The sequence below is a fragment of the Streptomyces sp. NPDC093064 genome (genome assembly GCF_044754605.1).
In the GTDB taxonomy this organism is placed as follows: Bacteria; Actinomycetota; Actinomycetes; order Streptomycetales; family Streptomycetaceae; genus Streptomyces.
Window position 1 is genome coordinate 137,551 of the sequence record NZ_JBIVPK010000005.1, and the last position, 21,409, is coordinate 158,959.

The 21,409-nt window shown below is 68.9% G+C and carries 17 protein-coding genes and 5 pseudogenes; 5 read left to right on the plus strand and 17 right to left on the minus strand.

Annotated features, from left to right (window positions below):
• Positions 1–190 precede the first annotated feature (190 nt).
• Positions 191–2,347 carry a heavy metal translocating P-type ATPase gene (locus tag ACIQFZ_RS08715; RefSeq protein ID WP_402690891.1) on the plus strand — a complete coding sequence of 719 codons (2,157 nt, stop codon included), beginning with the start codon at positions 191–193 and terminating at the stop codon, positions 2,345–2,347.
• Positions 2,348–2,555: 208 nt separating this feature from the next.
• On the opposite strand, the pseudogene ACIQFZ_RS08720 reads toward ACIQFZ_RS08715, so the two are convergent.
• The 6 genes and pseudogenes from ACIQFZ_RS08720 to ACIQFZ_RS08745 all read right to left on the minus strand — a co-directional run.
• Positions 2,556–2,703, minus strand: a pseudogene (locus ACIQFZ_RS08720) (IS630 family transposase); the annotation flags it as partial.
• Between the two features lie 329 nt (positions 2,704–3,032).
• A complete protein-coding gene (locus ACIQFZ_RS08725) occupies positions 3,033–3,623 on the minus strand; it encodes an AAA family ATPase (RefSeq protein WP_365421620.1) in 591 nt (196 codons plus the stop codon).
• A gap of 486 nt (positions 3,624–4,109) precedes the next feature.
• Positions 4,110–4,283 (minus strand): annotated as a pseudogene (locus ACIQFZ_RS08730) (CPCC family cysteine-rich protein); the annotation flags it as partial.
• 21 nt (positions 4,284–4,304) lie between these two features.
• Positions 4,305–5,234, minus strand: a complete 930-nt coding sequence (locus ACIQFZ_RS08735) for an ADP-ribosylglycohydrolase family protein (protein ID WP_365421625.1) — start codon at positions 5,232–5,234, stop codon at positions 4,305–4,307.
• Positions 5,235–5,966: 732 nt separating this feature from the next.
• Entirely contained in the window at positions 5,967–7,931 is a 1,965-nt protein-coding gene (locus ACIQFZ_RS08740) for an ABC transporter ATP-binding protein (protein WP_402690892.1), read from the minus strand.
• A gap of 23 nt (positions 7,932–7,954) precedes the next feature.
• A complete protein-coding gene (locus ACIQFZ_RS08745; RefSeq protein WP_402690893.1) occupies positions 7,955–8,245 on the minus strand; it encodes a hypothetical protein in 291 nt (96 codons plus the stop codon).
• A 392-nt stretch (positions 8,246–8,637) separates the two neighbouring features.
• On the opposite strand from ACIQFZ_RS08745, the pseudogene ACIQFZ_RS08750 reads away from it, so the two are divergent.
• A pseudogene (locus ACIQFZ_RS08750) lies at positions 8,638–8,781 on the plus strand (pirin family protein); the annotation flags it as partial.
• Between the two features lie 624 nt (positions 8,782–9,405).
• On the opposite strand, the gene rox reads toward ACIQFZ_RS08750, so the two are convergent.
• Together rox and ACIQFZ_RS08760 are read right to left on the minus strand one after the other, a co-directional pair.
• Positions 9,406–10,950 (minus strand): rifampin monooxygenase, encoded by a 1,545-nt coding sequence (rox, locus tag ACIQFZ_RS08755; RefSeq protein WP_402690894.1) that lies wholly within the window; start codon positions 10,948–10,950, stop codon positions 9,406–9,408.
• Positions 10,951–11,679: 729 nt separating this feature from the next.
• Positions 11,680–12,444 (minus strand): MBL fold metallo-hydrolase, encoded by a 765-nt coding sequence (locus ACIQFZ_RS08760; RefSeq protein WP_402690895.1) that lies wholly within the window; start codon positions 12,442–12,444, stop codon positions 11,680–11,682.
• Positions 12,445–12,775: 331 nt separating this feature from the next.
• On the opposite strand from ACIQFZ_RS08760, the pseudogene ACIQFZ_RS08765 reads away from it, so the two are divergent.
• A pseudogene (locus ACIQFZ_RS08765) lies at positions 12,776–13,090 on the plus strand (Tn3 family transposase); the annotation flags it as partial.
• Positions 13,091–13,282: 192 nt separating this feature from the next.
• On the opposite strand, the gene ACIQFZ_RS08770 reads toward ACIQFZ_RS08765, so the two are convergent.
• From ACIQFZ_RS08770 to ACIQFZ_RS08800, 7 genes and pseudogenes are all read right to left on the minus strand, one after another.
• Positions 13,283–14,509 carry an acyl-CoA dehydrogenase family protein gene (locus tag ACIQFZ_RS08770; protein ID WP_383060242.1) on the minus strand — a complete coding sequence of 409 codons (1,227 nt, stop codon included), beginning with the start codon at positions 14,507–14,509 and terminating at the stop codon, positions 13,283–13,285.
• Entirely contained in the window at positions 14,506–14,673 is a 168-nt protein-coding gene (locus ACIQFZ_RS08775; protein ID WP_365421640.1) for a hypothetical protein, read from the minus strand. The genes ACIQFZ_RS08770 and ACIQFZ_RS08775 overlap by 4 nt, the downstream gene beginning before the upstream one ends.
• Entirely contained in the window at positions 14,670–16,268 is a 1,599-nt protein-coding gene (locus tag ACIQFZ_RS08780; RefSeq protein WP_383060244.1) for a type I 3-dehydroquinate dehydratase, read from the minus strand. Before ACIQFZ_RS08780 ends, ACIQFZ_RS08775 begins: the two co-directional genes overlap by 4 nt.
• Positions 16,265–16,435 (minus strand): hypothetical protein, encoded by a 171-nt coding sequence (locus tag ACIQFZ_RS08785; RefSeq protein WP_383060246.1) that lies wholly within the window; start codon positions 16,433–16,435, stop codon positions 16,265–16,267. Before ACIQFZ_RS08785 ends, ACIQFZ_RS08780 begins: the two co-directional genes overlap by 4 nt.
• An 8-nt stretch (positions 16,436–16,443) precedes the next feature.
• Entirely contained in the window at positions 16,444–17,880 is a 1,437-nt protein-coding gene (locus ACIQFZ_RS08790) for a hypothetical protein (RefSeq protein ID WP_402690896.1), read from the minus strand.
• Positions 17,881–18,338: 458 nt separating this feature from the next.
• Entirely contained in the window at positions 18,339–18,578 is a 240-nt protein-coding gene (locus tag ACIQFZ_RS08795; RefSeq protein WP_365421656.1) for a hypothetical protein, read from the minus strand.
• Positions 18,472–18,756, minus strand: a pseudogene (locus tag ACIQFZ_RS08800) (DUF6207 family protein); the annotation flags it as partial. The gene ACIQFZ_RS08795 and the pseudogene ACIQFZ_RS08800, both read right to left, overlap by 107 nt.
• Positions 18,757–18,953: 197 nt before the next feature.
• Between ACIQFZ_RS08800 and ACIQFZ_RS08805 the strand changes: the two are divergent.
• Positions 18,954–19,661, plus strand: coding sequence for a hypothetical protein (locus ACIQFZ_RS08805; RefSeq protein ID WP_365421654.1), 708 nt, complete (start codon positions 18,954–18,956; stop codon positions 19,659–19,661).
• Between the two features lie 129 nt (positions 19,662–19,790).
• Here ACIQFZ_RS08805 and ACIQFZ_RS08810 read toward each other — a convergent pair whose 3' ends face one another.
• Positions 19,791–19,940 (minus strand): hypothetical protein, encoded by a 150-nt coding sequence (locus ACIQFZ_RS08810; RefSeq protein ID WP_365424656.1) that lies wholly within the window; start codon positions 19,938–19,940, stop codon positions 19,791–19,793.
• Positions 19,941–20,059: 119 nt separating this feature from the next.
• Positions 20,060–20,230: a hypothetical protein gene (locus tag ACIQFZ_RS08815; protein WP_365424658.1), complete on the minus strand. Its 171-nt coding sequence runs from the start codon at positions 20,228–20,230 to the stop codon at positions 20,060–20,062.
• Between the two features lie 280 nt (positions 20,231–20,510).
• On the opposite strand from ACIQFZ_RS08815, the gene ACIQFZ_RS08820 reads away from it, so the two are divergent.
• Positions 20,511–21,302, plus strand: a complete 792-nt coding sequence (locus tag ACIQFZ_RS08820) for a hypothetical protein (RefSeq protein WP_402690897.1) — start codon at positions 20,511–20,513, stop codon at positions 21,300–21,302.
• Positions 21,303–21,409: the final 107 nt, after the last annotated feature.

Here is a 21,409-nt window from a genome sequence, read left to right on the forward strand (position 1 = left end):
CCCGGGCTCATGACGCCCCCGCATGCCAAGCCGACCACTGACGCCATGAGCACCGCATTCGCCAACAGAAGCGCTGACGCGTCGTCCGGAGCGCTCAGCCCCGAGGCACCGCTCCACGAACTTCTGCGGAGCAGCACCACCACTACCGTTTCCGGCAGCTACTGAGCATCACTGGCGAGGAGAAGTGATCATGACCAGTCGCGAGCATCACCCCCATCATCACGACAACCGGCGCGCGCTCCTCGATGACGTGCCGTCGGCCGTTCCCTCTGCCCACGCCGGGCACGCGGAGCACGGCATGATCGAGCACGACGGGCACCATGGGGCCGATCACACCGACAACGCGGGTCATGCGCACCACTCGGGTCACGGCGCCCATGGTGATCATGCCGGGCAGTTCCGGCGGCTGTTCTGGGCGATGCTGGTACTGGCCGTGCCCGTCGTGGCGTTCTCCGGCATGTTCGCCTCGCTGCTGGGCTACCGGCTGCCGCAGGACGACTGGGTGACCTGGGTTTCGCCGCTGCTGGGCACCGTGATGTACCTGTGGGGTGGCTGGCCGTTCCTCAACGGCGGGGTGTCCGAGGTGCGTTCTCGCCGACCCGGGATGATGTTGTTGATCATGCTGGCCATCACAGTGGCTTTCGTCGCCTCCTGGGGCGCCAGCCTGAGCATCCTCGACCACCACCTGGACTTCTGGTGGGAGTTGGCGCTGCTCATCGACATCATGTTGCTCGGGCACTGGCTCGAGATGCGCTCGCTCGCTCAGACGACCTCGGCCCTGGACTCCCTGGCCGCGCTGCTGCCCGACGAGGCCGAACGACTCGACGGCGACCAGGCCGTCACCGTGCACCCGGGTGAGCTGCGGGTGGGCGACACCGCCCTGATCCGGCCCGGCGGTAGCGTCCCCGCGGACGGCCGGATCGTCGACGGTACGGCCGAGATGGACGAGTCGATGGTCACCGGCGAGTCCCGAACGGTACGCCGCGGCGTCGGCGACCACGTGGTGGCCGGCACTGTCGCCACCGACTCCGGCCTGCGGGTCGAGGTCACCGCCACCGGAGAGGACACCGCGCTCGCCGGCATCAGGCGCCTCGTGACAGAGGCGCAGAACTCATCCTCCCGCGCGCAGCGGCTGGCCGACGTCGCCGCGGGGTGGCTGTTCTGGTTTGCCCTCGGAGCAGCGGTCATCACGGTCCTGGTGTGGGCCCTGCTGCTCGACCGGTCCGATGACGCGGTCACCCGCACGATCACGGTGCTCGTGATCGCTTGCCCGCACGCGCTCGGACTTGCGATACCGCTCGTGGTGTCCATCGCCACCGAACGCGCCGCCCGCGGCGGAGTCCTCGTCAAGGATCGGCTCGCGTTGGAGAGCATGCGCACCGTCGGTGCCGTCCTGTTCGACAAGACCGGCACCCTCACCAAGGGCGAGCCGACCCTGGTCGCCGTCGAACCGGCCCACGGTCTCGCCGGCGATGAGGTGCTCGCGTTGGCCGCCGCGGCCGAAACCGACAGTGAACACCCACTGGCCAAGGCCATCGTGCGCGCCGCCCGCGAGCGCAACCTCGACATCCCTCAGGCAAGCGGCTTCACCTCGGCACCGGCCCTCGGGGTCACCGCCACCGTCGGTGACCGGACGGTCAGGGTCGGCGGTCCGCTGCTGCTGAACGAGGAGCACCAGCAGGAACTTGGGGCAGCCGAGCAGTGGCGGGAAGAGGGCGCCATCATCCTGCACGCGTTGCGTGACGGTGTGGTGATCGGAGCACTGAAACTGGCCGACGAGATCAGGCCGGAATCCCGCCAGGCCGTCGACGCGCTGCACCGGCGAGGCATCGAGGTCGTCATGATCACCGGCGACGCCCAGGCGGTCGCGGAATCGGTCGGCAACCAACTGGGCATCGACCGGGTGTTCGCCGGCGTCCGGCCCGAGGACAAGGCAGCCACCGTCAAGGCGCTGCAGGTCGAGGGCAAAACGGTGGCCATGGTCGGCGACGGAGTCAACGATGCCCCCGCGCTGGCCCAGGCCGACGTCGGCATCGCCATCGGCGCCGGCACCGACGTGGCCATCGCCTCCGCCGGGGTGATCCTGGCCGGCGACGACCCCCGCTCCGTCCTGTCGGTGATCGACCTGTCGCAAGCCAGCTACCGCAAGATGAAGCAGAACCTGTGGTGGGCCACCGGCTACAACCTGATCTCCGTGCCACTCGCCGCCGGCATCCTTGCCCCGATCGGGTTCGTCCTCCCCATGTCGGTCGGCGCCATCCTCATGTCGCTGTCCACCATCGTCGTCGCCCTCAACGCCCAGCTGCTGCGCAAGCTCGATCTGCGGCCAGGCGCCACACACGGGTGATCGGGCCGCGGCAGGGTCGGTGATCGACGATCCTCGGAGCGCGGGCCCTCGCAGGGGGAGGTGCGAGATGCACCCCCTGAACGAGTACCTCGGGCGCGATCTCGCCGGGGCCGCGTTCGCCGAGGCGTTCCACCTCCTCCACACGGAGATGGACGCCCGCCAGGTCGAGCCCGACTCCGACGCCCAGCCCATCTTGTTGCCCGGCCTTGATCCGTCGGCAGTATCCGGCGGGGGGATTCGAGGATCTGATCGCCGGTCTTGGCCCAGACGCAGGGCCGGGGGTTGTCGTTCCAGTCGGCGACCCAGGCCCGGATGTCGCGTTCGAGGGATTGGACGGAACGGTGGACACCGCGCCGACCTCAGACGAAACCGCGCTGAGCGCCTCAGCACCCGCCCCCAGCGGATCCCGCGCGCACACCGGCGCTGGCGCTACCCCGTGGCTCCTCGGCGGAGCCGGACTGCTCCTCGTCGCTGGGGGTGGCGCTGTCGTAGCCGTCCGTCTGCGCCGCACCGGCGACTCCGACCGATCATGGCTCCGGCGAGAGCTGACCGCCCGCCCCACGGAACCCTTCCCCCGGAATCCCCGCGATTTCGAGGGTTCTGGCATGCCAGCAGCCTGCATCCGGCAGGTCCGCAAACCTCCTGGCGCGGAATCGGAGGCGCCCTACACCGGCAACCGATGTCCTCAGCGGTCGATGGCCGGCACCCGGTCCAGGCCGGTCTCGCGCATGATGCGCTCCACGGTCTCGCTCAGGGCGCTGCCGGCGTCGATGACGGTCTCGATCCCGCTGGGCAGCAGGTCCCGCTCGCGGTACCAATCACGCAGGTGCTGGTCGGTGACCTGGGCCAGGTACGCCGGATCGGGCTTCGTCGCATGCCGAACGAGCGTTTCCTGGAGCGGCACGTCCAGGTAGTAACAGCGAGAAGTGCCCCGGTGGTTGCGCACGAGGTCCTCCAGCATCGCGCCGTAACGGTCGGCATACAGGATTCCCTCGACGACTGTGTGGAATCCGGCGTCCAGCGCGTAGCGAGCTGTCATACCGATCAAGCCGATGTTGGCTGCGCCGGGTCGATCGCGTTCGCGCAGCACGACGCGGCGCAAGTTGTCCTGGCCGACCAGGGCCAGGTTGCGGCCGAACTGCTCGCGCAGGCGAGCCGCGATGGACGACTTCCCCGAGGCGCTGTTGCCGCGCAGGACGATCAGCCGGGTCTCTTCAGTTCCTACCAACACGACGGGCACGATACCGACGGCCGCTGACACCAGGGGCCATCTCATACTGGACGGCACGGGAGCCGGTCGCCTCGAGGGCTGCCAAGCTGCCGCGGTGATCGAGTCCTCACTGTAGAGGATGGCCACGCTGCCGAGAGTTTTGGGCAGTCCAGCCAATTCGCGGAGACGGTAAGGGTATTCACCGCCCAGAGCGAACATCTTTGCCCCTCCGGGGCACGGAAGATCGAACGCCGCGCGAGCCCTTCGGTGCGCGCCACACTCCTGCAGCAACAGCGTTCTCGTACCAAGGGCCGTGTTGAGTGGAACTGCGTGAACGCCAAGATCGCCCACGGAAGGGAGCGGAGCGGGTCTCGCCTTTGCCGGTTCAATGCCCTTGGAGGTCCGGCTGGTAGTCGGGCCAGGGTGCGGGGTCGTCGGGGTCCTCGAATGAGTCCTGCTGCGGGTCGATCGGGTGCCAGAGGGGGCGAGTGGTTCGTCGGGGAGTGGGCGGCGGGCGAAGCGCAGGCCGCGCTGGTCGCAGATCCCGAAGCGCTGCACGTTGCGCTGCGCTTCTCTCAGTGAGACGCGGCTGACGCCGGTCGTGGTCGGCCAGCGCAGTTGCGAGAGGTCGTCCTCCCAGAAGCACACCGGGCAGATGTCGTTCGAGCCGCGCGGTTCGTCGTGGATGAGGTGGCCGCAGCAGGGGCAGGGGTGGCGGTCGGCCATCGTGGCGGTGTGGGAGGTGTTTTAGGACTGGCGTCCGTGCAGCCAAGCGGGCAGGGTCTCGGTGCGGTTGCGCCAGGGGGTGGGGATGCCTTCGGTGCCGACGCGGGAGGCGACGATGCCGCCGACGATCGCGCAGGTGGTGTCGACGTCTCCACCGGCCGAGGCAGTGGCCCACAGGGCAGTCGCGTAATCGGTCAGATTCCGGGCGGCGCACCAGAGGGTGAAGGGGACCGTGTCGAAGGCGCTGACCTGGCGTCCGTTGCCGAGATGATGGGCGGCGAGTTCGACGTAAGGCTGGTCCAGGAGCGTACGGGCCTCGACGATGCCGTCGCGTACCCGGCTGGGCGGGACAAGGTCCAAGACGGTGGCGAGCAGGTCCGTGCCGGTCACGGGTTCGGTGCGGCGGTGCGCGGCGCGGCTGGCGGCGACGGCGACTGCGACGGCCCCGGCGACGGCCTCGGGGTGGGTGTGGGTCACTTCGGCGGACATGGCAGCTTGCCGGGCTGCGTGTTCCGGGTCGCCTGGGTAGCGGGCGCCGAGAGGGGCGACGCGCATCGCTGCCCCGTTGCCCCAGGAGCCCTGCCCGTCGAACAGTCCGGCCGCGAGTTCGCGCCAGTTGCCGCCCTGGCGGACCAGGCGCAGCAGGCGGTTCATCGCGGGACCGTAGCCGCGGTCGAAGTCGTGCCGTTCGGCGAAGGAACGGGCGAGTTCATCTTGGTCTACCTCGCCTCGTTGCACGACGAGTTGGTGGATGGAGCAGGCCATCTCCGTGTCGTCGGTCCATGGCCAGGGCGCTTCAGGCAGTTGCTGGTCACGCAGAGCGGGGAGGTTGTCGGGGACGAAGAACTGGGCTCCGAAGGCGTCGCCGACGGCCAGGCCGTTCAAGGCGTGGCGGGCGGTGGCGATGGGATCGATCGAAGGACTATTGAAGGAGTACGAGTGGGCGGCCATTGCTGGGCATCGTGCCAATCCCAGCCCATGCCCGCCACTGGTTTCATCGCGTGGAGGAACTGCACTGGCGGGCCCGCCTATCGCATCGGGGACGGTGGAGGCTACGGAGGGACCGCGTCGAGGCACGCACATCGCCGTCGCCCCCGCTGAGCGACCCTCAGCTGATCAGGTCGGGACGGATGGCTGCCGGTCCAGGAGGTGGTGCATCACGTGCTCCGGGATGGCCGGGTCAGCGGCTGCGGACATGGCGGTGGTGGCGTCGTGGAGCAGGCTGGTGAGCGCGCGCGTGGTCAGGCGCGGGTCGCGCTGCCGCTTCTCTGATGGCCCAGTCGGGGTCGTCGAGGAGACGGATCACCGAGGTCGGCGTGAGGCGCGGGTCGCGAAGGGCCCGCTGGCGCACACCGCGGTCGGGGTCACGGCTGAACCTTTCGACCAGGTCCGCCGTAGTATTGGGCGCTGTGACCGATCCGGGCAGGCATACATCTCTGCCGGAGGGGAGTACGCGGCGCGTTGTAGTTCACGGCTCGCTGCAGTGGTAGCGGAGGTCCAGCGCCAGCAAAGGCGTCAGCGCCGGCAGCAGGCTGCCGCTCAGAGATCTGCCGCGGCAGCACAACGTCAGCAGGCCCAAGCGCGGGAGCAGGCGTACCGGGCAGCGCGCTCGTGGCGCAGGGTGCTGGCTTCGTCGAGCGGCGGTGGAATGAGTCGTCACGGTGAGCCTTTCGCGATCAGGGGTCATGCGGGATCCACGACGGTGGGCGCGGCGGGGTTCGGGATGCTTCCGCCGGGGGCGTACTGGGCGGCCTGCGCGGCGAACATGGCGGCGTAACGGCCTCCGGCGGCCATGAGTTCGTCGTGGGTTCCGTGTTCGGCTAGGTGTCCGTGGTTGAGGACGTAGATGCGGTCGGCGTGGCGGACGCCGGACATGCGATGGGTGACGAGGACGACGGCCCGGTTCGGGGCGGCGAGTCGGCGGATGCGGTTGAAGGCTTCGATCTCGGCTTCGGGGTCGAGGGCGGAGGTGGGTTCGTCGACGATGAGGACGCTCTCAGCCTGAGATGTCGAGCTGCGCCAGTGGGTACGGGCGAGCCCCACTTTTTGCCATTCGCCGCCGGACAGTTCGATGGCTCCGCGGAACATGCGGGCCAGCAGGCTCCGCAGCCCGTCGGGAAGCCTGGCGATGACGGGGCCGGCCCCGGCGTAGTCCACAGATGGCTGCAGGTCCTGTGGTGAGGCGTCGTGGTCCGGGCGACCGAGGCGGATGTTCATCGCGGCGGTCACCGGCCAGCGCTGGAAGTCCTGGGTGAGCAGGCATACGCGTTCGAAGACCTGGGAGCGGTCGAGGTCGCGGATGTCCTCGCTGCCCCACCGCAGGGTGCCGTCCTGGGGCAGCAGCAGGCCCGAGAGGATCTTCATCAGCGTGCTTTTGCCCGAGCCGTTCTCGCCGACGACGGCGGTGACCGAACCCATGGGCAGGGTGAGTGTCACCTGGTCCAGCGCAGGGGTGTCACGGTCGGGGTAGAGGTAGGTGACGCGGTCGAGGACGATCTCCTTGATCGTGTCGGGGACAGGAGCGCCGCCCTCGGGGATGGCTCGCTGGGCCGCTCGTGCCAGGAAGCGTCCGTGGTCGCGGACGTAAAGGGACTCCTCGTGCAGCTGGTTCACGTTCATCACCAGCGCGCCCAGGCTCGCCGAACCTGTGCGCACAGCGATCACGGCGGTACCGGCGACGGCCAGACTCATGTGCCCGCCGATGATCAGCCAGAACATGGTGCCGTAGGTCGCCGCCATCGCCAGGCCGGACAGCGCGGCAGCGACCCACTCGGTGAGGGCCTTGCTGGAAGCCAGCCGCTCCTGCTCGGCCTCGGCGCTCTCGGCCATCCGCTGGTACCGGCTGAGGAGGAAGGCGCCGACGGAATGGATGCGCACCTCCTGGGCCGCGCTGCGCTCGGTGAGCAGGTTGCCGATGAGACGGCTGGCCCGGACGTGCTCGATCCAGCTCATCAGCGACACGTATCGCTCCTGTGCCACGCGCATGGCGCCCCAGCCGCGAGGGGCGGCGATCAGGATCAGCATGGGCAGCAGGGCCGGGTGCAGCACCGTGAGCACGCCGGCCGTGGTGAGCAGCGAGATGATCCCGTTCAGCGCGGCGACGCAGGACCCGATCATGCGGCGGGCGGATGCCGGCCCGTACTGGGCGATGTCGACGAGTCGGCGGAAGTTGGGGTCGTCGATGGCTTCCAGTTCGACGGAGGCTGCGGCAGCCAGGTACTGGGTGGTCGCGATCCGTTCGACGAGGGGCTCCAGACGCCCGGCCCTGGAGGTGGACCACGCAGCCAGGGCGGAGTTGACGACGGCGATGGCGCCAGCGGCGATCAGACCGGGCAGCAGGGCGTGCAGCCGATGGACGGCGCTGCCGTTACCGCCGAGCAGGGCGTGCATGACGGCGTTGACGGCGAGCAAGCCGACAGCCGCGGCGATGCCCTGCCCGACCTCGCTGGCTGCTACCGCGATGAGCGCTCGGCGGTCGGCGTTCCAAGACATCCGCAGTGTCGCGCCGACCAGCGCCGGCATGGAGCGCAGCGCGGACATCATGGTCAAGTCGAGAGTGGCGTGCTCGTGTTGAGACCAGCCCATGTCGTAGCGCAAGGGGCCGCCGAACAGTTCCTGTTCGGCGTCAGAGACCTGAGGTTCGGCCATCCGTACTCGTCCGAAGAACCTCTTCACCGGCCGCCTCCTGAGCTGAGCCGGTTCAGCGCCCCGTACGACGGACCTTCGGTGAGCATCTGGAAGATGACAGCGGCGTAGGAGTGGCAGCCGAGCAGGAGTCGCACAGCGCGCCGGTCGGTCCGCCACGCGATCCGGCATGGGACGGCCGGGATCTGTGCGCACATCCGCCGGAAGTCGACCTCGGCGAGCGGATTGACGGAGTACTGCCTGCTACAGGTGATCTCCGCCGACGGTGCCGGAGGCGGCGCGGCGGTCTGCTGTTCGTTCGTGGCGGCCGAGGTCAACGTTGGTCCCCCTTGACGGTCGTCCAGCGTGGTCGTGAGTCTCAACGACCCAGCCGGGATATCGAACACATGTGTTTCGGTCGGTCTCGGAACCCCGAGGTATCGCGCGTGGCAACGCGTGGAGGATGCATGGACCCGCCCCCTGCAACGGGTCTGCGGAGCCATGAGGTTGGCCGAAACGCCGACGACGGTACGCGTGATGTCGTGATGGGCGTTGGCGCGCACCGGCTCGGGCCGACTTGTGGAGTGCGAACCTCCTCGTACGCCACGCGCTTTCTATGGAGCTGACTGTGTTGGTGCTCGTTGCTCGCATCCGAGTAGCCGGTCGCGGAGAGCTTCGCTCTCGGACTGGTGTGGAGGTGACCCGTGGCGATCAGTGATTCCGACACGCCCGCTTCCAGGAGGAGATCGCCCAGGCCCGCCGGGACTGGATGGAGGGCGCCCGATTCGGCGAGGTGAAGGGTTACGACGGCGCCCCGCTGTCGGCTCCGGAGCTCCCACCGGTCCCACTGAAACCACGGGGAAGGGTGCGCTGACCTGTGGAAACGTCTGAGCGTCGGCGGCTGGCGGGTGGGAGGCGGTTGGGTGCTGCCTTCTACTTTTCGATCGCTTGCGGGAGGACGGCTGAGCGGGTTGCGGAGCTGAGTGGGGGTGGCGGGCGATTCCATGGTGTGGCCGTCTGTGAGCAGCTAGGAGGCGCCTCCGGCGCGTGCCGGTACTACATGGCACAGGTCGCGACCGTCCATGGGCATCCAGCGGGAAGAGGCGCCTGAATCAGGATCGCCTTCGCGCCTGAGGGAGGTTCCTTCCCTGGAGTGGTTGGCCAACTACTTCACGTCGGAGTCGCTGCCTACCTCTATCCCGTGATGCCGCTGACAGTTGTGGCGCAGGAGGCACGGAGATCCTCCTGCGTGCTCGTCCACAGGTGGTGGCCTGGAGCCGCGCCGAGACCACAGGCACGCTCGCGAGCGCCTGCAACCGGCAGGCGTGACGCGGACGGGGCACGCCCAGCCACCGGCCCGCGAGGAGGATCGGACCGGATAGCAGGCCGACCCTGGCACCAGAGCACCACGGCTGACGTTTCCTCCAGCCTTCCGATGGTCAGTCGCTACGGGCCGTTCCGATCCTCCGTACGGGCCTTTTCGGTTGCTCGGGCGAAATCAGTTGGCGGGCTTGCCGAACCAGCGGGAGAGGTGGTCGTCCAGGTCCTGCTGATCGTCGCCGATCCAGGCGACGTGGCCGTCGGGGCGTAGCAGGACGCACGGAACATCCAGTGCCGCAGTGGGGTCCGCGAGGTAATCGACCCGGTCTGACCAGCCGTCGACGGTCAGGCGTTCGGTGCGGTCCAGCAGCAGGCCGCGGCCGCGATGCAGCAGACCGTAGAGGTGGCCGTGTTTCACGTCGATGTCGGGCAGGCGGCGGCCGAGCAGGTCGGGGCCTTCGCCGAAGTCGTAGCGGATGCCGATCGCGGTGATCTTTTCGATGAGATAGCGGTTCACCTCGTCGAAGTCCATCAGTTCGGTGAGCAGCCTGCGCACGGCCTGCGGGCCCGGTTCGGTGGAGTGCAGTTCCATCTGGGCGCGGGTGTTGTCCAGCACGTCCTCGGCGACCGGATGGCGTTCGGCCTGGTAGGTGTCCAGCAGTGTTTTTGGCGCCCAGCCGCGGATTTGTGCGGCCAGTTTCCAGCCGAGGTTGAATGCGTCCTGAACGCCCAGGTTGAGGCCCTGTCCGCCGGTGGGTGGATGGATGTGTGCCGCATCGCCGGCCAGCAGCACCCGCCCGACCCGATAGCGTTCGGCCAGCCGGGTGGCATCCCCGAAGCGGGACAACCAGCGCGGGGAGTGCACGCCGAAATCGGTTCCGGCGATGGTGCGCAGCTGTTGTTTGAAATCCTCGAGGGTGGGTGGTTCCGCGCGATCGCTGACTCCCGCGGCGGGGACTACGACGCTATATGCCCCTTTGCCGAAGGGCCTGAGCCAGAATCGCTGATTGGTCTCGCCGATTTCGTTCACCTTGGCGGCGATCTCCTCCTGCGGCACACCCACTTCCATCTCGCCCATCAGCGTCTCGGTCCGCGAGGGCTCACCGGGGAAGCCGACGCCGAGCAGTTTGCGCACCGTACTGCGCCCGCCGTCACAGCCGACGAGATAGCGCGAACGCAGCTGTTCGCCGTCGGCCAGCTCGACGGTCACACCCTCGTCGTCCTGCTCGAAATCGGCCACCGCACAACCGCGCCGGACCTGCGCACCCAGTTGGGTCGCATGTTCTTCGAGCAGGTGAACGATGACCGGCTGCGGGATGCCCAGCAGATAGGCGTGCGCGGAATCCAGGCCCTGAGGCGCGGGTTTGTTGATGGCGGCGAAGAATCCGCCGGCCGGACGCTGTCTTCCGTGTTCGCGCATGCGATCCAGCAGTCCGCGCATTGCCATCAGCTCGAGACTGCGAATGTGCAGACCGACGATGCGGACGAACGACACGGGCTCGGTTTCCTTCTCCAGAACGAGTACCCGCACATCGTGCAGCCGCAGTTCGGCGGCCAGCATCGCACCAGTCGGCCCGCACCCGGCAATGATCACGTCGAACATGAGGGGCGCTCGATCGGCGCCGGAGGTCGACGACCGGAGTCCGGGGACGTCGCTCACGGTGAAGTCGCGCTCGACCGTATCGTTCGACGACGGCTCGGCGGTGAACTGCGAAGAGTCCATAGGTGTTGCCTTTCGGGAGTGCCTTGTTGTGGAGGCGCTCCCGGCGACACCTACGTCAATCGCCGGCCGTGACGGGAAGGGGGAGCACCCACGTCGATACTGCGCTCATGGGTCTCACCTCCTCGGGCGGTGTCACGGTCCACTGCAAGCTACAAGCCCGAGCATCACCCCGTCCAATCCTTTTCCAGCCAGGTGATCATGACTCCGAACGGGCCCGTTCGGTTGCAGGGCGAATCCGGCGTGGCGGCCCGGCTGGTCCCGGTCACGGTCGACGCTCTGTTCCTGGCTGCCCCGAGGCTGACCGGGTCTCGGAAGGCGCTGCGCCGGCCAGGGAGGCGTTCAGCGGCCCCACCAAGGCGACTCCAACTGGCCCCAGTTCGCCGGTGGTTTGTGAAGATCAGGCGTTGTGAAGTGGCTCCGGGTGGCGGCTTGTCCTGGGACCACCGGTCTCCAGATCGGTTGCCGGGCCTGGCGCAGTTGTCACCGCGCGAGTCCCGGCTCGCGGACCTCGGCGCCCGGGAGCCGCCCGCGAAGCGTGCCCGTCTTTGGCCTTGCGGCCGGCCGTCAGCCGCAGTCGGGCCTGTTTGCGTGGCCTTCGACGAGCACACAGTCATCGTTTCCCCCGGTGAGCGCTCCGTCGACTCACACAGGTCTCCCGGCGGGACCGCCATCGAGCCGACCAGCTTGGTCAGGTGTCGATCCGGCAGACCGACCGGGGACCCGCGGGCCCTACCGCCCTCGGGCCTGCTCCAGGTTCGACCGGTGGGGGCCGGAGAGCCAGTCCGCATGCGGCCCCAGACGCGCCTCGACCGGTTCCTCTCCTCGCCGGAGCGCGTCGATGTAGACATGATCGGCGGCGAGGCGGGCCGTCACCTCGGGACCTTCGGCAACGGCGCCGTGGCCGGGGACCACGACATCGATGTGCCCGGCGGCCTCACCCAGGCGGTCGAGCGCGGCCTCGTAGGCTCCCACCTGATCGTCTTGGCGAAAGTCGAAGAGCGGGATCAGGACGTCGGAGAGCATGTCCCCGGCGAGCAGGACGCCACGGTCCGCGAGGAGGACGGCGGCGTGGCCGACAGCGTGTGCCTGATGCTCGATGATCTCGCCCGGCACCGGTCCGCGGTCCGCGGGCAGCGGGGTGACTAGCGCGACCACGTCGAGAGGGATGCCGGACGCGCTCTCCGCCGCCATCGCCTGCGCCCGCTCTCGGGCTTGACTGGCAACGTGGGCGGCGGCGGGGGTGGCGTAGCGCGGCACGTCGCCGAACCGGGGATGCCAGAGCAGGTGGTCCCAGTGGGGATGGGTGGAGAACCCGGCGACCACCGGAATGCCGAGCCGGTCCACGTCATCGGCGAGTTGGTTCAACTCGGAGCCATCGATGCCGGGATCGATCAGGATCAACCCATCCTCCCCGCGCACGGCGATGGAATTGGTCCAGACCCACTCGCTCTGCCGGACCCAGACGCCGTCGGCCACCTGATTCAGCTTGCCCATCTCCACTCCAATCGGTTGGTCAGAGTGCTGAGACTGCGATCCGCAGCCAAATTCATCGCTTTCAGCGCCCACTGGGCGCGATGCCGTGGTTGAGGTGAAAGACGTTGTCGCCGACGTTCAGGTCATCCGCTGATCGGCCGTCCGCAGGGCGAGTTGGCCCGGATCTTGCATCAAGGTGACCGCCCCGGCCAGGAGGTGGTCTCGAACGCCGCCTTCAGGTCATGGACGAGCTGATCGAGGAGGAGCTGATCCGCCTCTGCGGCCCGAAGGGCAAGCACGACCCGGAGCGAGGCGCGAAGCGCCACGGCGCCAGGCAGGCCAAGGTGGTGCTCGGGGGGCGAAGCTGCTGGCCTGGGAGGCGTGGGAGCAGGCCAAGCCGACCGTGCTGGCCTCTCTCGGCCTGCCCGAGAAAGCGGGCGAACACCTGGCGGCGCGTGCCGCGCTGCTGGACGGCACCTACAGGGAGGTCGCCTCCCGGCTACCGGCGAACGTGCAGATCGTCTTCGACGACGCCGGCCGGCTGCACGTCGCCGCGCTGGAGCCGGAGCCCGAACCGGCCTCGCTGCTGGAGCTGCGGGCGGCGGTGAACGCGATGCTGCCCAGGGTGGACCTGCCGGAGGTGCTGCTGGAGGTGGGTGCTTCCTGGGGCAGTCCGTCGTGGGTGAGCGGGATGCTGCCATCGGCCAGACCCCGCAGAAGACGGACGACGTTGGGGTTGCGGAGCCAGATCAGGCGGCTCTTGGGCCGGTCCGTCCCCAGCAGGGCGGTGACCAGTGGTTGCAGCGACGGAGCGAGTTCCCCGAGGGGCGTAGACGAACGCCCCAACGATGAGGGTCTCTCACATTCTGTGGAAGGACAGGTCGTACTGCTCGCCGAGCACGGCACGGCCTATGGTGGCCAGAACGTGATCGCGGTTGTCATGGAGTTCGTACAGCGTCAGGTCGCGCAGGATCCGTTCCACGGGGCTTGGGCGGATCAAGCTGCGGGCGCCGCACGCGTGGATGACGTGATGCACCGTTTCTTGTGCCAGATGCGCGATCGTATGCCAGGCTCTGGCGCCGGCGATTCGGGCCTCGTCGAGCCTGGCCTCGTCCCACAGAGCGGCGACGTGGCGCAGCCAAAGGCGCCCGGTTTCGACATTGACCGCCATGCTGCCCACTCGCTGCTGCACATAGGGGTCACCGCCCTTGCCCTGCCGCTTCAGATACGCGAGCCCGTATTCATATGCGGCGAGGGCGCCGCCGAGGAAGCTGGCCGCGTAATGGGGGACGAAGGCGGTCTGCCATTGCCCGGCGAAGTAGCTGCCGGGACCGCCGATGACGTGTTCGCGCGGTATGAAGGTGCCGTCGAAGCGCACCGCGTGGCTGACCGTCGCTCGCATGCCGCCGGGGTCCCACCAGGAAGCATCCACGCTCACGGTCGGATCGGACAGGTCGCAGGCGAGCAGCAGCAGTCTTCCGTGGGCCTCTGAGGTCTGGCGGGCTCCGCCGGGTGTCTCCGGATCGACGAGCAGGACCGCCCACTGCGCTCCGGTGGCGCTGGTGGCGAACGCTTTGCTGCCACGGAGGACCCAGCCGTTGTGGACGGGGACCAGCGTGGTGCCGAAACGAAGCCTCTCGCCCGCCTTCGGGGCTTGGGGTTCGCCGCTCCAGGCGGCCCACTTCTCCCCGTGTTCCACCACGCCGGCGAACCAGCGTCGCTTCTGCTCCGGGGTGGCCAGGGCGTCGATGAGGACCAGTGCGTTGGCGTGCCCTTCCCAGCAGCGGGCCAGCGACAGATCTGCCTTGGCCAGCGTGGTGGTCATCTCCCACAGGGGCAGGGTGTGGCGCTGCTGGGGGCCGTAGCCCAGGCCCCCGTATTCGCAGGGCACGGTGACGCCCAGAAAACCGCTGGAGAACAGATCGTCGAAATCCTCGGCGGGGAAGACGGCCTTGCGGTCGTACTCCACAGCGCGGGGGGCGAATTTGTCCGCCGCGAGCTTCGCCACGGTGACGAGAACAGCCTGGTCGTCTCCGATCGCCGGACTGCGGGCCGATCCGGCGGCGCGGGGCAGGTCGTCGGTCATGTGGGGGTGGCCCCCTCCAAGTGCCACGTCACGTTCAGCAGGCGGGCGCCCGTCGAACTGTGCTGGTTGGCGCTGCCCCACTCGCCCAGCAGCACCGAAACACCCGGCCTGCCTGCCGGGCGGGCGGTGGGCAGGCCGGACGGGGACGTCGAACGGATCGTCATGGTGCCTCCCGCCCCACGCGGTGTGTTCGTGCCGGTCCCCCCGATGCGGTGAGGCCGTGGCCGGCGGCCTGCTCGGCCAATCCGAAGCAGATCGAGCGCAGGGGCAGCGTCTCGGGCATCGAACGACCCGTCATCAGCCTGAACTGCTCGCACACCTCGACGAACAGGACCTGCCAGCCGTCGATGCCGACCAGCCCGCGAGCACGGGTGGCGCGCGTGAGCGCAGTCGGCGGATCGCGGTAGGCCATCTCCAACACCACCGCGTCCCCACCGGCTGCGGCAACCGGGAACGGCTCCCGCTCCACCAGTGGCGTGGCATGGACGAGCAGGTCGTACCCCGCCGGGGAGAACCGGGACAGCGGTACGTAGGGAAGCCCGAGCTGCGAGGAGCCTTCCCGGCCGTGTGCGATCCCCCGGTTGACCAGAGTCACCCTGGCTCCGGCCGCGCGCAGGGCCCAGGCGACGGCCCGTCCGGCGCCGCCGCAACCGATGACGGCGGCCGTACGGCCGCTCGGTTCGACTCCACCCAGGGCAAGAGCGCGCAGGGCACCGACGGCGTCGGTGGTGGCCGCCCGCCAGCGCCCGTCGTCGAGCCACAGCAGATTGGCCGCACCGCACCCCAGCGCCTCCGGGTCGGCGACGTCGGCCACTTGGAGCGCGCTCTCCTTGTGCGGGGCGGTCACGGTCAGCCCGCGCAAGGGCATCCCACCCAGCGACCCGAAGTCGAAGCCCCACTGCCAGAACCGGGAAAACCCGTCCACCTGAAAGGGCAGGTACAGCGCGGGCAGCCGCAGTTCCCGCAACGCCGCGTTGTGCAGCCGCGGCGACAACGACCGTCCCGGCGCACGCCCGGCAATGCCGAACAGGCCGCTGAGCGGAGGCAACGCGGGCAGGCCGTAGTCGGCCAGGAGCCGGCCCACACTCGGCGTTCCGTCTTCCCCCGGCGCACCGACCCGGCCGAAGACGACCGGCGCCCCCAGCCACGGCGCCAGCACCCGGGTCCACATGCCGACCGGACCGGACGCAAACGCCGTCACGTCGGCACGTCCGAGCCCGGTGAGCAGTAGCGGCGCGGCAGACCCGTACTGTCCGCCCGCATGCGGCACAAGGAGGTACAGCGCCGCCGGCACGGCGGACATCGCGGCGAACCGCTCGCGGAGTCTTCCTGATGCCTCCCGCAGCTCCGCTCGACAGCGCCCCTCGGCCCTCCCCGCATGCCCGGACGCGTGCCAGGAGACACGCCGCTGCCGGGCGGGGACGGCTGCCAGCAGTTCCGGCTGCACGTCGTCCATCGCCTCGAGGTCGACCAGTTCATAGTGGTCCGCCGCGCGCAGGAGCCGGGTGCGCCGTTCCACCGGGCCGGCAACCGAGCGGCCACCATGTCGAGCAGAGCGCAGGCTGTAGGTCAGCTGCCCTCTGAAGTGCCGCCGCAGCCAGGACGGATCGGGATCGCCGACCAGATCGGCACGGACCTCCAGCTCGTCCGCGACTCCAGCGAGGCCACGCAGCGAACGGGGGGTGAGGTCCTCCGGTTCGGTGGCCACCGCGACCAGCCGGGCCCGACGCCCGAGGGCGGCACCGTATCCGCTCGTCACTCGCGCCACTGGACGTACACCTCCAGACAGGGTCGCCGCGGAACGAGCCGATTGACCGGGGCTGTCTCGTCCGCGTGGCCGACAATGCTGAGCCCCCTGGCCACCAGGCCGAACATCACCTTCTGCAAGGTGGTCGGGGACAGGCCGTCGCAAAGCCCGAGCGTCATCCCACGCCTCACCGCCGTCCCAAAGTGGTGCGGCAAACGCCGTAGGAGTCGGCGAGCTCGCACAGGCGGACGCGGACGGAGCGCTGGATGTGCTGGGCGCACCGGCGGTACGCCTCCGGAGACTGCCCCTCCGGATCGGGGATGTCACAGTACGGGTCCAGCCGGAGGGTACGGTCCTCTGCTTCGGGCGCCATGGCGATCACCCTGTCGCGATGAGCTCGGGTCATGCAGTAGATGACGGAGTTGACCCGGCACAGTTCCAAGGTGACCGAGCGAGCGCGGTGACGGCGGGGATTTCCTCGGCCCGGCACCCGTTGCAGGTCGAGTTCAACAAGCGCGGACCGGGCGCCGGGGGCCATCGGACGCGGGGGCAGCGGCGTCGCGACACCCGCGCTGGAGAACCGGAAGGCGTGTGCGACGCCCGCCTCCGCGGCTTGGCCCCAGGCGATGACCTCCGCCATGGGCGAGCGGGACGTGTTCCCACCGCAGACGAACAGCACCCGGCATGCCGCGTCGGTGCCGCGGGTTCGCCACCAGAGAGCGGCGGACGGGCCGGACAGGGCCGCAGCCGCGCCGACCCCGAACACGAGCGCGATCAACTGGCTGCTTCCCGGAGCCCGGAGCCCGGCCAGCCAGGCAAGCGCAAAGGAGCCGACCAAGCCGGACAGGAGGCTGGCGAACGCCCAGGCCGACACACCCCAGGTGTATTCACGCCGATCGAGGTAGATCAGCGTGGCGAAGACGAACAGGATCTCGTAGGCCACTCCTGTCCCCGCTGCCCCCAACGCGGCAGGCGTACCGAGGAACGTGGTGAAACCCGCGCCCAGTTGTGGTTGCCCGGCCAGCGCTCCTGAGCCCAGCAGCACGACCAGCCAGACCGGTGCCGCGACATGCTCCTCCACGAAGAATCGCCGGTTCGTTGCGACAACCCCGTTCTTGGCAACACGGCTCATGATTTCGAAGCGGCCGAGGTAGCCGACGAGGTAAATGAGGACACTCACAACGGCGGCCAGCGTGAGGTGATAGCTGTTCACGTCACCGAGAGCCACCGAAATTGCTATCAGGCTGAGGAACAGCGCCGACCAGGAATATTTCATGACGGGACGCTTGCCCGCCACGTCGATCAATGGGGAGAGAATGAGAACTCCGCCCCTCATCAGCAACAGCATGAAGAGGATCGAGACGCCGGCAAAGGTGTAGTTCATCGTGGTGGCGCCAATGATGAGCGAGGTGAAGAAGCCGGCCGCCAGTGTCTCCCGCCCCGCCATCGGAATCCGGCGCCCGCCGATCCCGCTCCGACGCATGTACCGCCACCGACCCGAGACGCCCAGGAAAACCATCATCGCGGCGATCTGCCCGAAAACGGATGCAGGTAGCATCTCATAGCCGCTGACCGGCTGGGACGACAGTGGAGCCACCCCGCTGGCCAGTGCCTTCACCAGCATGGCGTAAGGAATATACGATACGAAGTATCCGAAAGTGAGCCAACCCATGTGAGTCCCATTACTGGTTGAACGTCAAGGCTCTAACGCCGCAGGTTCGGGATCGGCACGGCTGGTCGAAAGCTCACTCGAACAAATCTGCATGCTGTTCAGGATTTTTCGCCGCGCGGTCCGTAAACAGCCCTTCGGTATGGTGGGGCGGCCTGCAGGATTCTGGTGAGCTGTGCTCACATTCAGGACCGCTTCGGATTAAAATCCACGCCCGAGAGATGTTACACACATCAATGGCCCACCAAAATTGCGAAGGCAATCGCATTCACTTTCCCCAAAATCGTACCCCCCATAGCTACCCACAGCCAGCGCAGGAGCAAAATCCGCAGGTTGAGCAGGAGATCAGTCATGAGGACAACGACCAGGAAAACGACCTCACGCTGACCAGCGCCGACGCGCTGGACTGCTGGTCAGGTGCCCACCCCTGGGCCGCCGAGGTCCACGCCTACCAGCAGGCCGCGATGCCGGAGCTGCTGGAGGGCCGCACGACCGGTCCAGCGACATGGATGCGCACGCCGGAGAACCTCGCGCGGTTCGCCGCCTTCACCCGCGAGGCCGATGCCCGCCGCCGCGCCATCGCCGACCGGCCACAGCCCGAGCAGCCGACCGACACGGTCGACCCCGCCGACCAGCGGCAGAAGCCCCGTCATGGCCCGGCACGAGCACGGCCAGGTGCCTGCCGCGGGCCCATGTGTCGGCGTCTTGCTGAAGGTCCAGGAAGAACCGCACCTGCACGCCGGGCTCGTCAGGCTCCCGGGTCGTACGCTCCGCCGGCGCGACGGCGCACCGCGCGGCGAGCAGCTCCTGGACCGCGAAGGCGGTCTCGTCATCCGCGGAGGCAGTGGGGGCATGCCAGGCCGGCGGGGCGGCTGATCGAGGAGCATGGCGCCGACGTGTCCTCCCCGATGGTCAGGCGGGCCCGTCCGCTCCCGCTGAGGCGGTCACGGCACCTTCCCCGCGGTGCAGCCGTGAGCGGTCCTCAGGCATCATGATCATCAACCAGTGATCCACGAGAAGGGGCATCCGTGCACGCAGACAGGCGCTGGGCCAGATTCGCCGTCGCCGCCGCAGGAGCGGTGATTCTCTTCGCCACCGCCTGCGAGGGGCCGGCAGCCTTGGCAGACGGAGACAAGGGCAACCCCTCGCCCGGTCCTTCGGCGGCGCAGGCGACGCGGACGCAAAGCCCTCCGGCGGCCGCGAAGAGCTCGCCGAACCCCGGCTTCGCGGCCTTCCAAGGCAAGCCCTGTCCAAAGCTCACCGCTGCCGACAGGACCAACGGCTACCTGATCACCACGGCCGCCAGCCCGCGCGAAGGCATCACCGTCCACCCCGGCGGCGAACCGCAGAGCGTCCTCGTCAAGCTCTGCAACACCACCGGCAAGGCACTCCGCGACATCGCGCTCTCCGCACAGGTCGAGTGGAACTACGCGGGTGAGCGGCCGCCCAAGCTGACGGTGGAACGACGCGAGGCCCCCGATGGCGACTGGCACCCCGTCGAGCTGGTCGTGGCCAACGACTACCAGCCTTTGACCGGCGCTTCCGGTGCGCGGGACCTGCCCGCCCACGGCACCCGCACCGTGGAGTACCGGATCAGCGCCGCCAAGGACGCCCCCGCGGGCCAGGGAGCGCTCCATGTCCATGCCATCCGGGCCGACGCGGACCCGTTCGACATGGAGGACATGCGGGGCGGCGGCAACGGAGGGTTCCCGCTCACCACCGCCCCTCGCGAGTGATGGGCCCAACAGCATCCCGCCTACGGGGTCCACTGGGAATCCCCACGATCGGGTGCGGGAGCTACACACGACGAGAGCCGCGCTTCAGCAGGCCAGTGAATTCCTTCGGCCCCCCACCCGCTCAGGGCACTAGCTGGGGGCGTTGACCATGTGCTCGTGGTGGTGCTTGAGCTCACGGAGCGTGAGGACATCGGCTGGGGCGGGGCTGTTCCAGTACGCGTGCGTGAGGATCGTCCCGGCGAGTTCAACTTCCCGCGCCTGCAGCCGGGCGATCTCCACCGCGTCCTGGGGATCCCACCGGAGGGACGGGCGGGATGGGCTTGCGGCCGCAGCCAGGGATCGGGGCGCGCTCGTCACGCCGGCGCGTCGGCTCCGCTGCCGCGCCGAGGCCCCGGCGATCAGGAGTCGCCGTCACCGATGTGCTCGAAGCCTCGCAGCAGGGGCGTGAGCTCCGCCGTGCAGCCGCACAGATTGCACCACCGCGTCGCCGGGTTCTGCGCGACGTTCAGGGCGTGCTCCACATCGAGCAGCGGTGCACCCTGCGGCGCATCCGCCGGCCTGCACGCCACGTCTGCGAACAGGGCCTGTCCGGTGACAGGCGGAGAGTCGCGGGCACTTCGCAGGACGTGTGACTGAGCACAGGATCTGTTCCAAATCGCATTGCCCCCGGTCACCGAGATGGTTCGCGGCTGTTCGCCGTGATCACTGCCCTCTACTGTCGTCCTTCTCAAGGGTGGGTGTCGGTGGCGCAGGAGCGTCGAGTTCGATGGCCCTCCGCCTCGCCAGCCGCAGCTCGGGCGGGGCGTCCGGGCCGAGTGCCGGCCACCGCAGGGGAAGGGGGAGGTACTGATGGCGGGCAGCCGCAAGACGAACGAGGACAGGCACCAGGCCGATCACGCAGTACGGGGGCGCCACGAGGAGGTCCGGGCCGACATGAGCCCACTGCAGGCTCTCGGCCTCTCCGCAACGGCGGAGGCTGTCTACCTCGTGCTCGTGCAACAAGGTCCGCAGACCTTCACCGAGCTCAGCAACCGGCCGACGCTGGTTCGGTCGTCTGTCGAAGGGCTTCAGGGGGCGGTCACCGCGCTCAGCGACATCGGTCTGGTGTCCCGCACCGACGACCGGCTGACCGCCCAGCCACCGCGCGCGAGGCTGGAGGCAGCCGCCGAGCGACACGCACGTGAAGCCCGGATCGCATACGAGAGCGCGATGGTCCTGTCCCGGTTCTGGCTCGACCACACGGCGGGATCGAGCTACGTCGAGGTCGTCGACACCTCCGAGCGGCCCGAGGCGGTCTGGCGGCGGGTCCACGACGAGGCCGTGACGGAGGTGCGTGCGCTGTGGATCGGACCGGTGGGCGGGGGCGGCCGTGTGCCGGAGACCGATACCTATGCGTTGCAGGCCCTGGCCCGCGGGATCGCCTATCGAGTGGTGTACAGCGCGAGCATCCTGCGGGACCCCACCGCAAGGATGCCGTCACCCATGATGATGCTGTCCGGAATGCCGAGCGACTCCGGCGAGCCCTGCTCGGAGAACGCGAATGCGTTGAAGGTGAACATCGGGTTGTTGCCGCCTTGGAGGGCGGGCATGTCGATGAGCGCACTGGCTAGGAGCAGCGAGTTCTCGGGCGAGGTGCCGTAGGCGAAGGAGACGACGGGGGCCAGGCGCTCCGGCGAGGAGAAGAGGTCGCCGCCGTGCATCGGAACGAGCTGGATGTCGTCGGAGGGGATGTCCCAGAAGCGCTTCAG

Excerpts from the sequence above, each read along its gene's own strand:
- ACIQFZ_RS08715 (WP_402690891.1), top strand. The coding sequence starts at position 191 with ATGACCAGTCGCGAGCATCACCCCCATCATCACGACAACCGGCGCGCG.
- ACIQFZ_RS08725 (WP_365421620.1), bottom strand. The coding sequence starts at position 3,623 with ATGAGATGGCCCCTGGTGTCAGCGGCCGTCGGTATCGTGCCCGTCGTG.
- ACIQFZ_RS08735 (WP_365421625.1), bottom strand. The coding sequence starts at position 5,234 with ATGGCCGCCCACTCGTACTCCTTCAATAGTCCTTCGATCGATCCCATC.
- ACIQFZ_RS08740 (WP_402690892.1), bottom strand. The coding sequence starts at position 7,931 with ATGGCCGAACCTCAGGTCTCTGACGCCGAACAGGAACTGTTCGGCGGC.
- rox (WP_402690894.1), bottom strand. The coding sequence starts at position 10,950 with ATGGACTCTTCGCAGTTCACCGCCGAGCCGTCGTCGAACGATACGGTC.
- ACIQFZ_RS08760 (WP_402690895.1), bottom strand. The coding sequence starts at position 12,444 with ATGGGCAAGCTGAATCAGGTGGCCGACGGCGTCTGGGTCCGGCAGAGC.
- ACIQFZ_RS08770 (WP_383060242.1), bottom strand. The coding sequence starts at position 14,509 with ATGACCGACGACCTGCCCCGCGCCGCCGGATCGGCCCGCAGTCCGGCG.
- ACIQFZ_RS08775 (WP_365421640.1), bottom strand. The coding sequence starts at position 14,673 with ATGACGATCCGTTCGACGTCCCCGTCCGGCCTGCCCACCGCCCGCCCG.
- ACIQFZ_RS08785 (WP_383060246.1), bottom strand. The coding sequence starts at position 16,435 with ATGACGCTCGGGCTTTGCGACGGCCTGTCCCCGACCACCTTGCAGAAG.
- ACIQFZ_RS08790 (WP_402690896.1), bottom strand. The coding sequence starts at position 17,880 with ATGCTGGTGAAGGCACTGGCCAGCGGGGTGGCTCCACTGTCGTCCCAG.
- ACIQFZ_RS08795 (WP_365421656.1), bottom strand. The coding sequence starts at position 18,578 with ATGACGGGGCTTCTGCCGCTGGTCGGCGGGGTCGACCGTGTCGGTCGG.
- ACIQFZ_RS08820 (WP_402690897.1), top strand. The coding sequence starts at position 20,511 with ATGGCGGGCAGCCGCAAGACGAACGAGGACAGGCACCAGGCCGATCAC.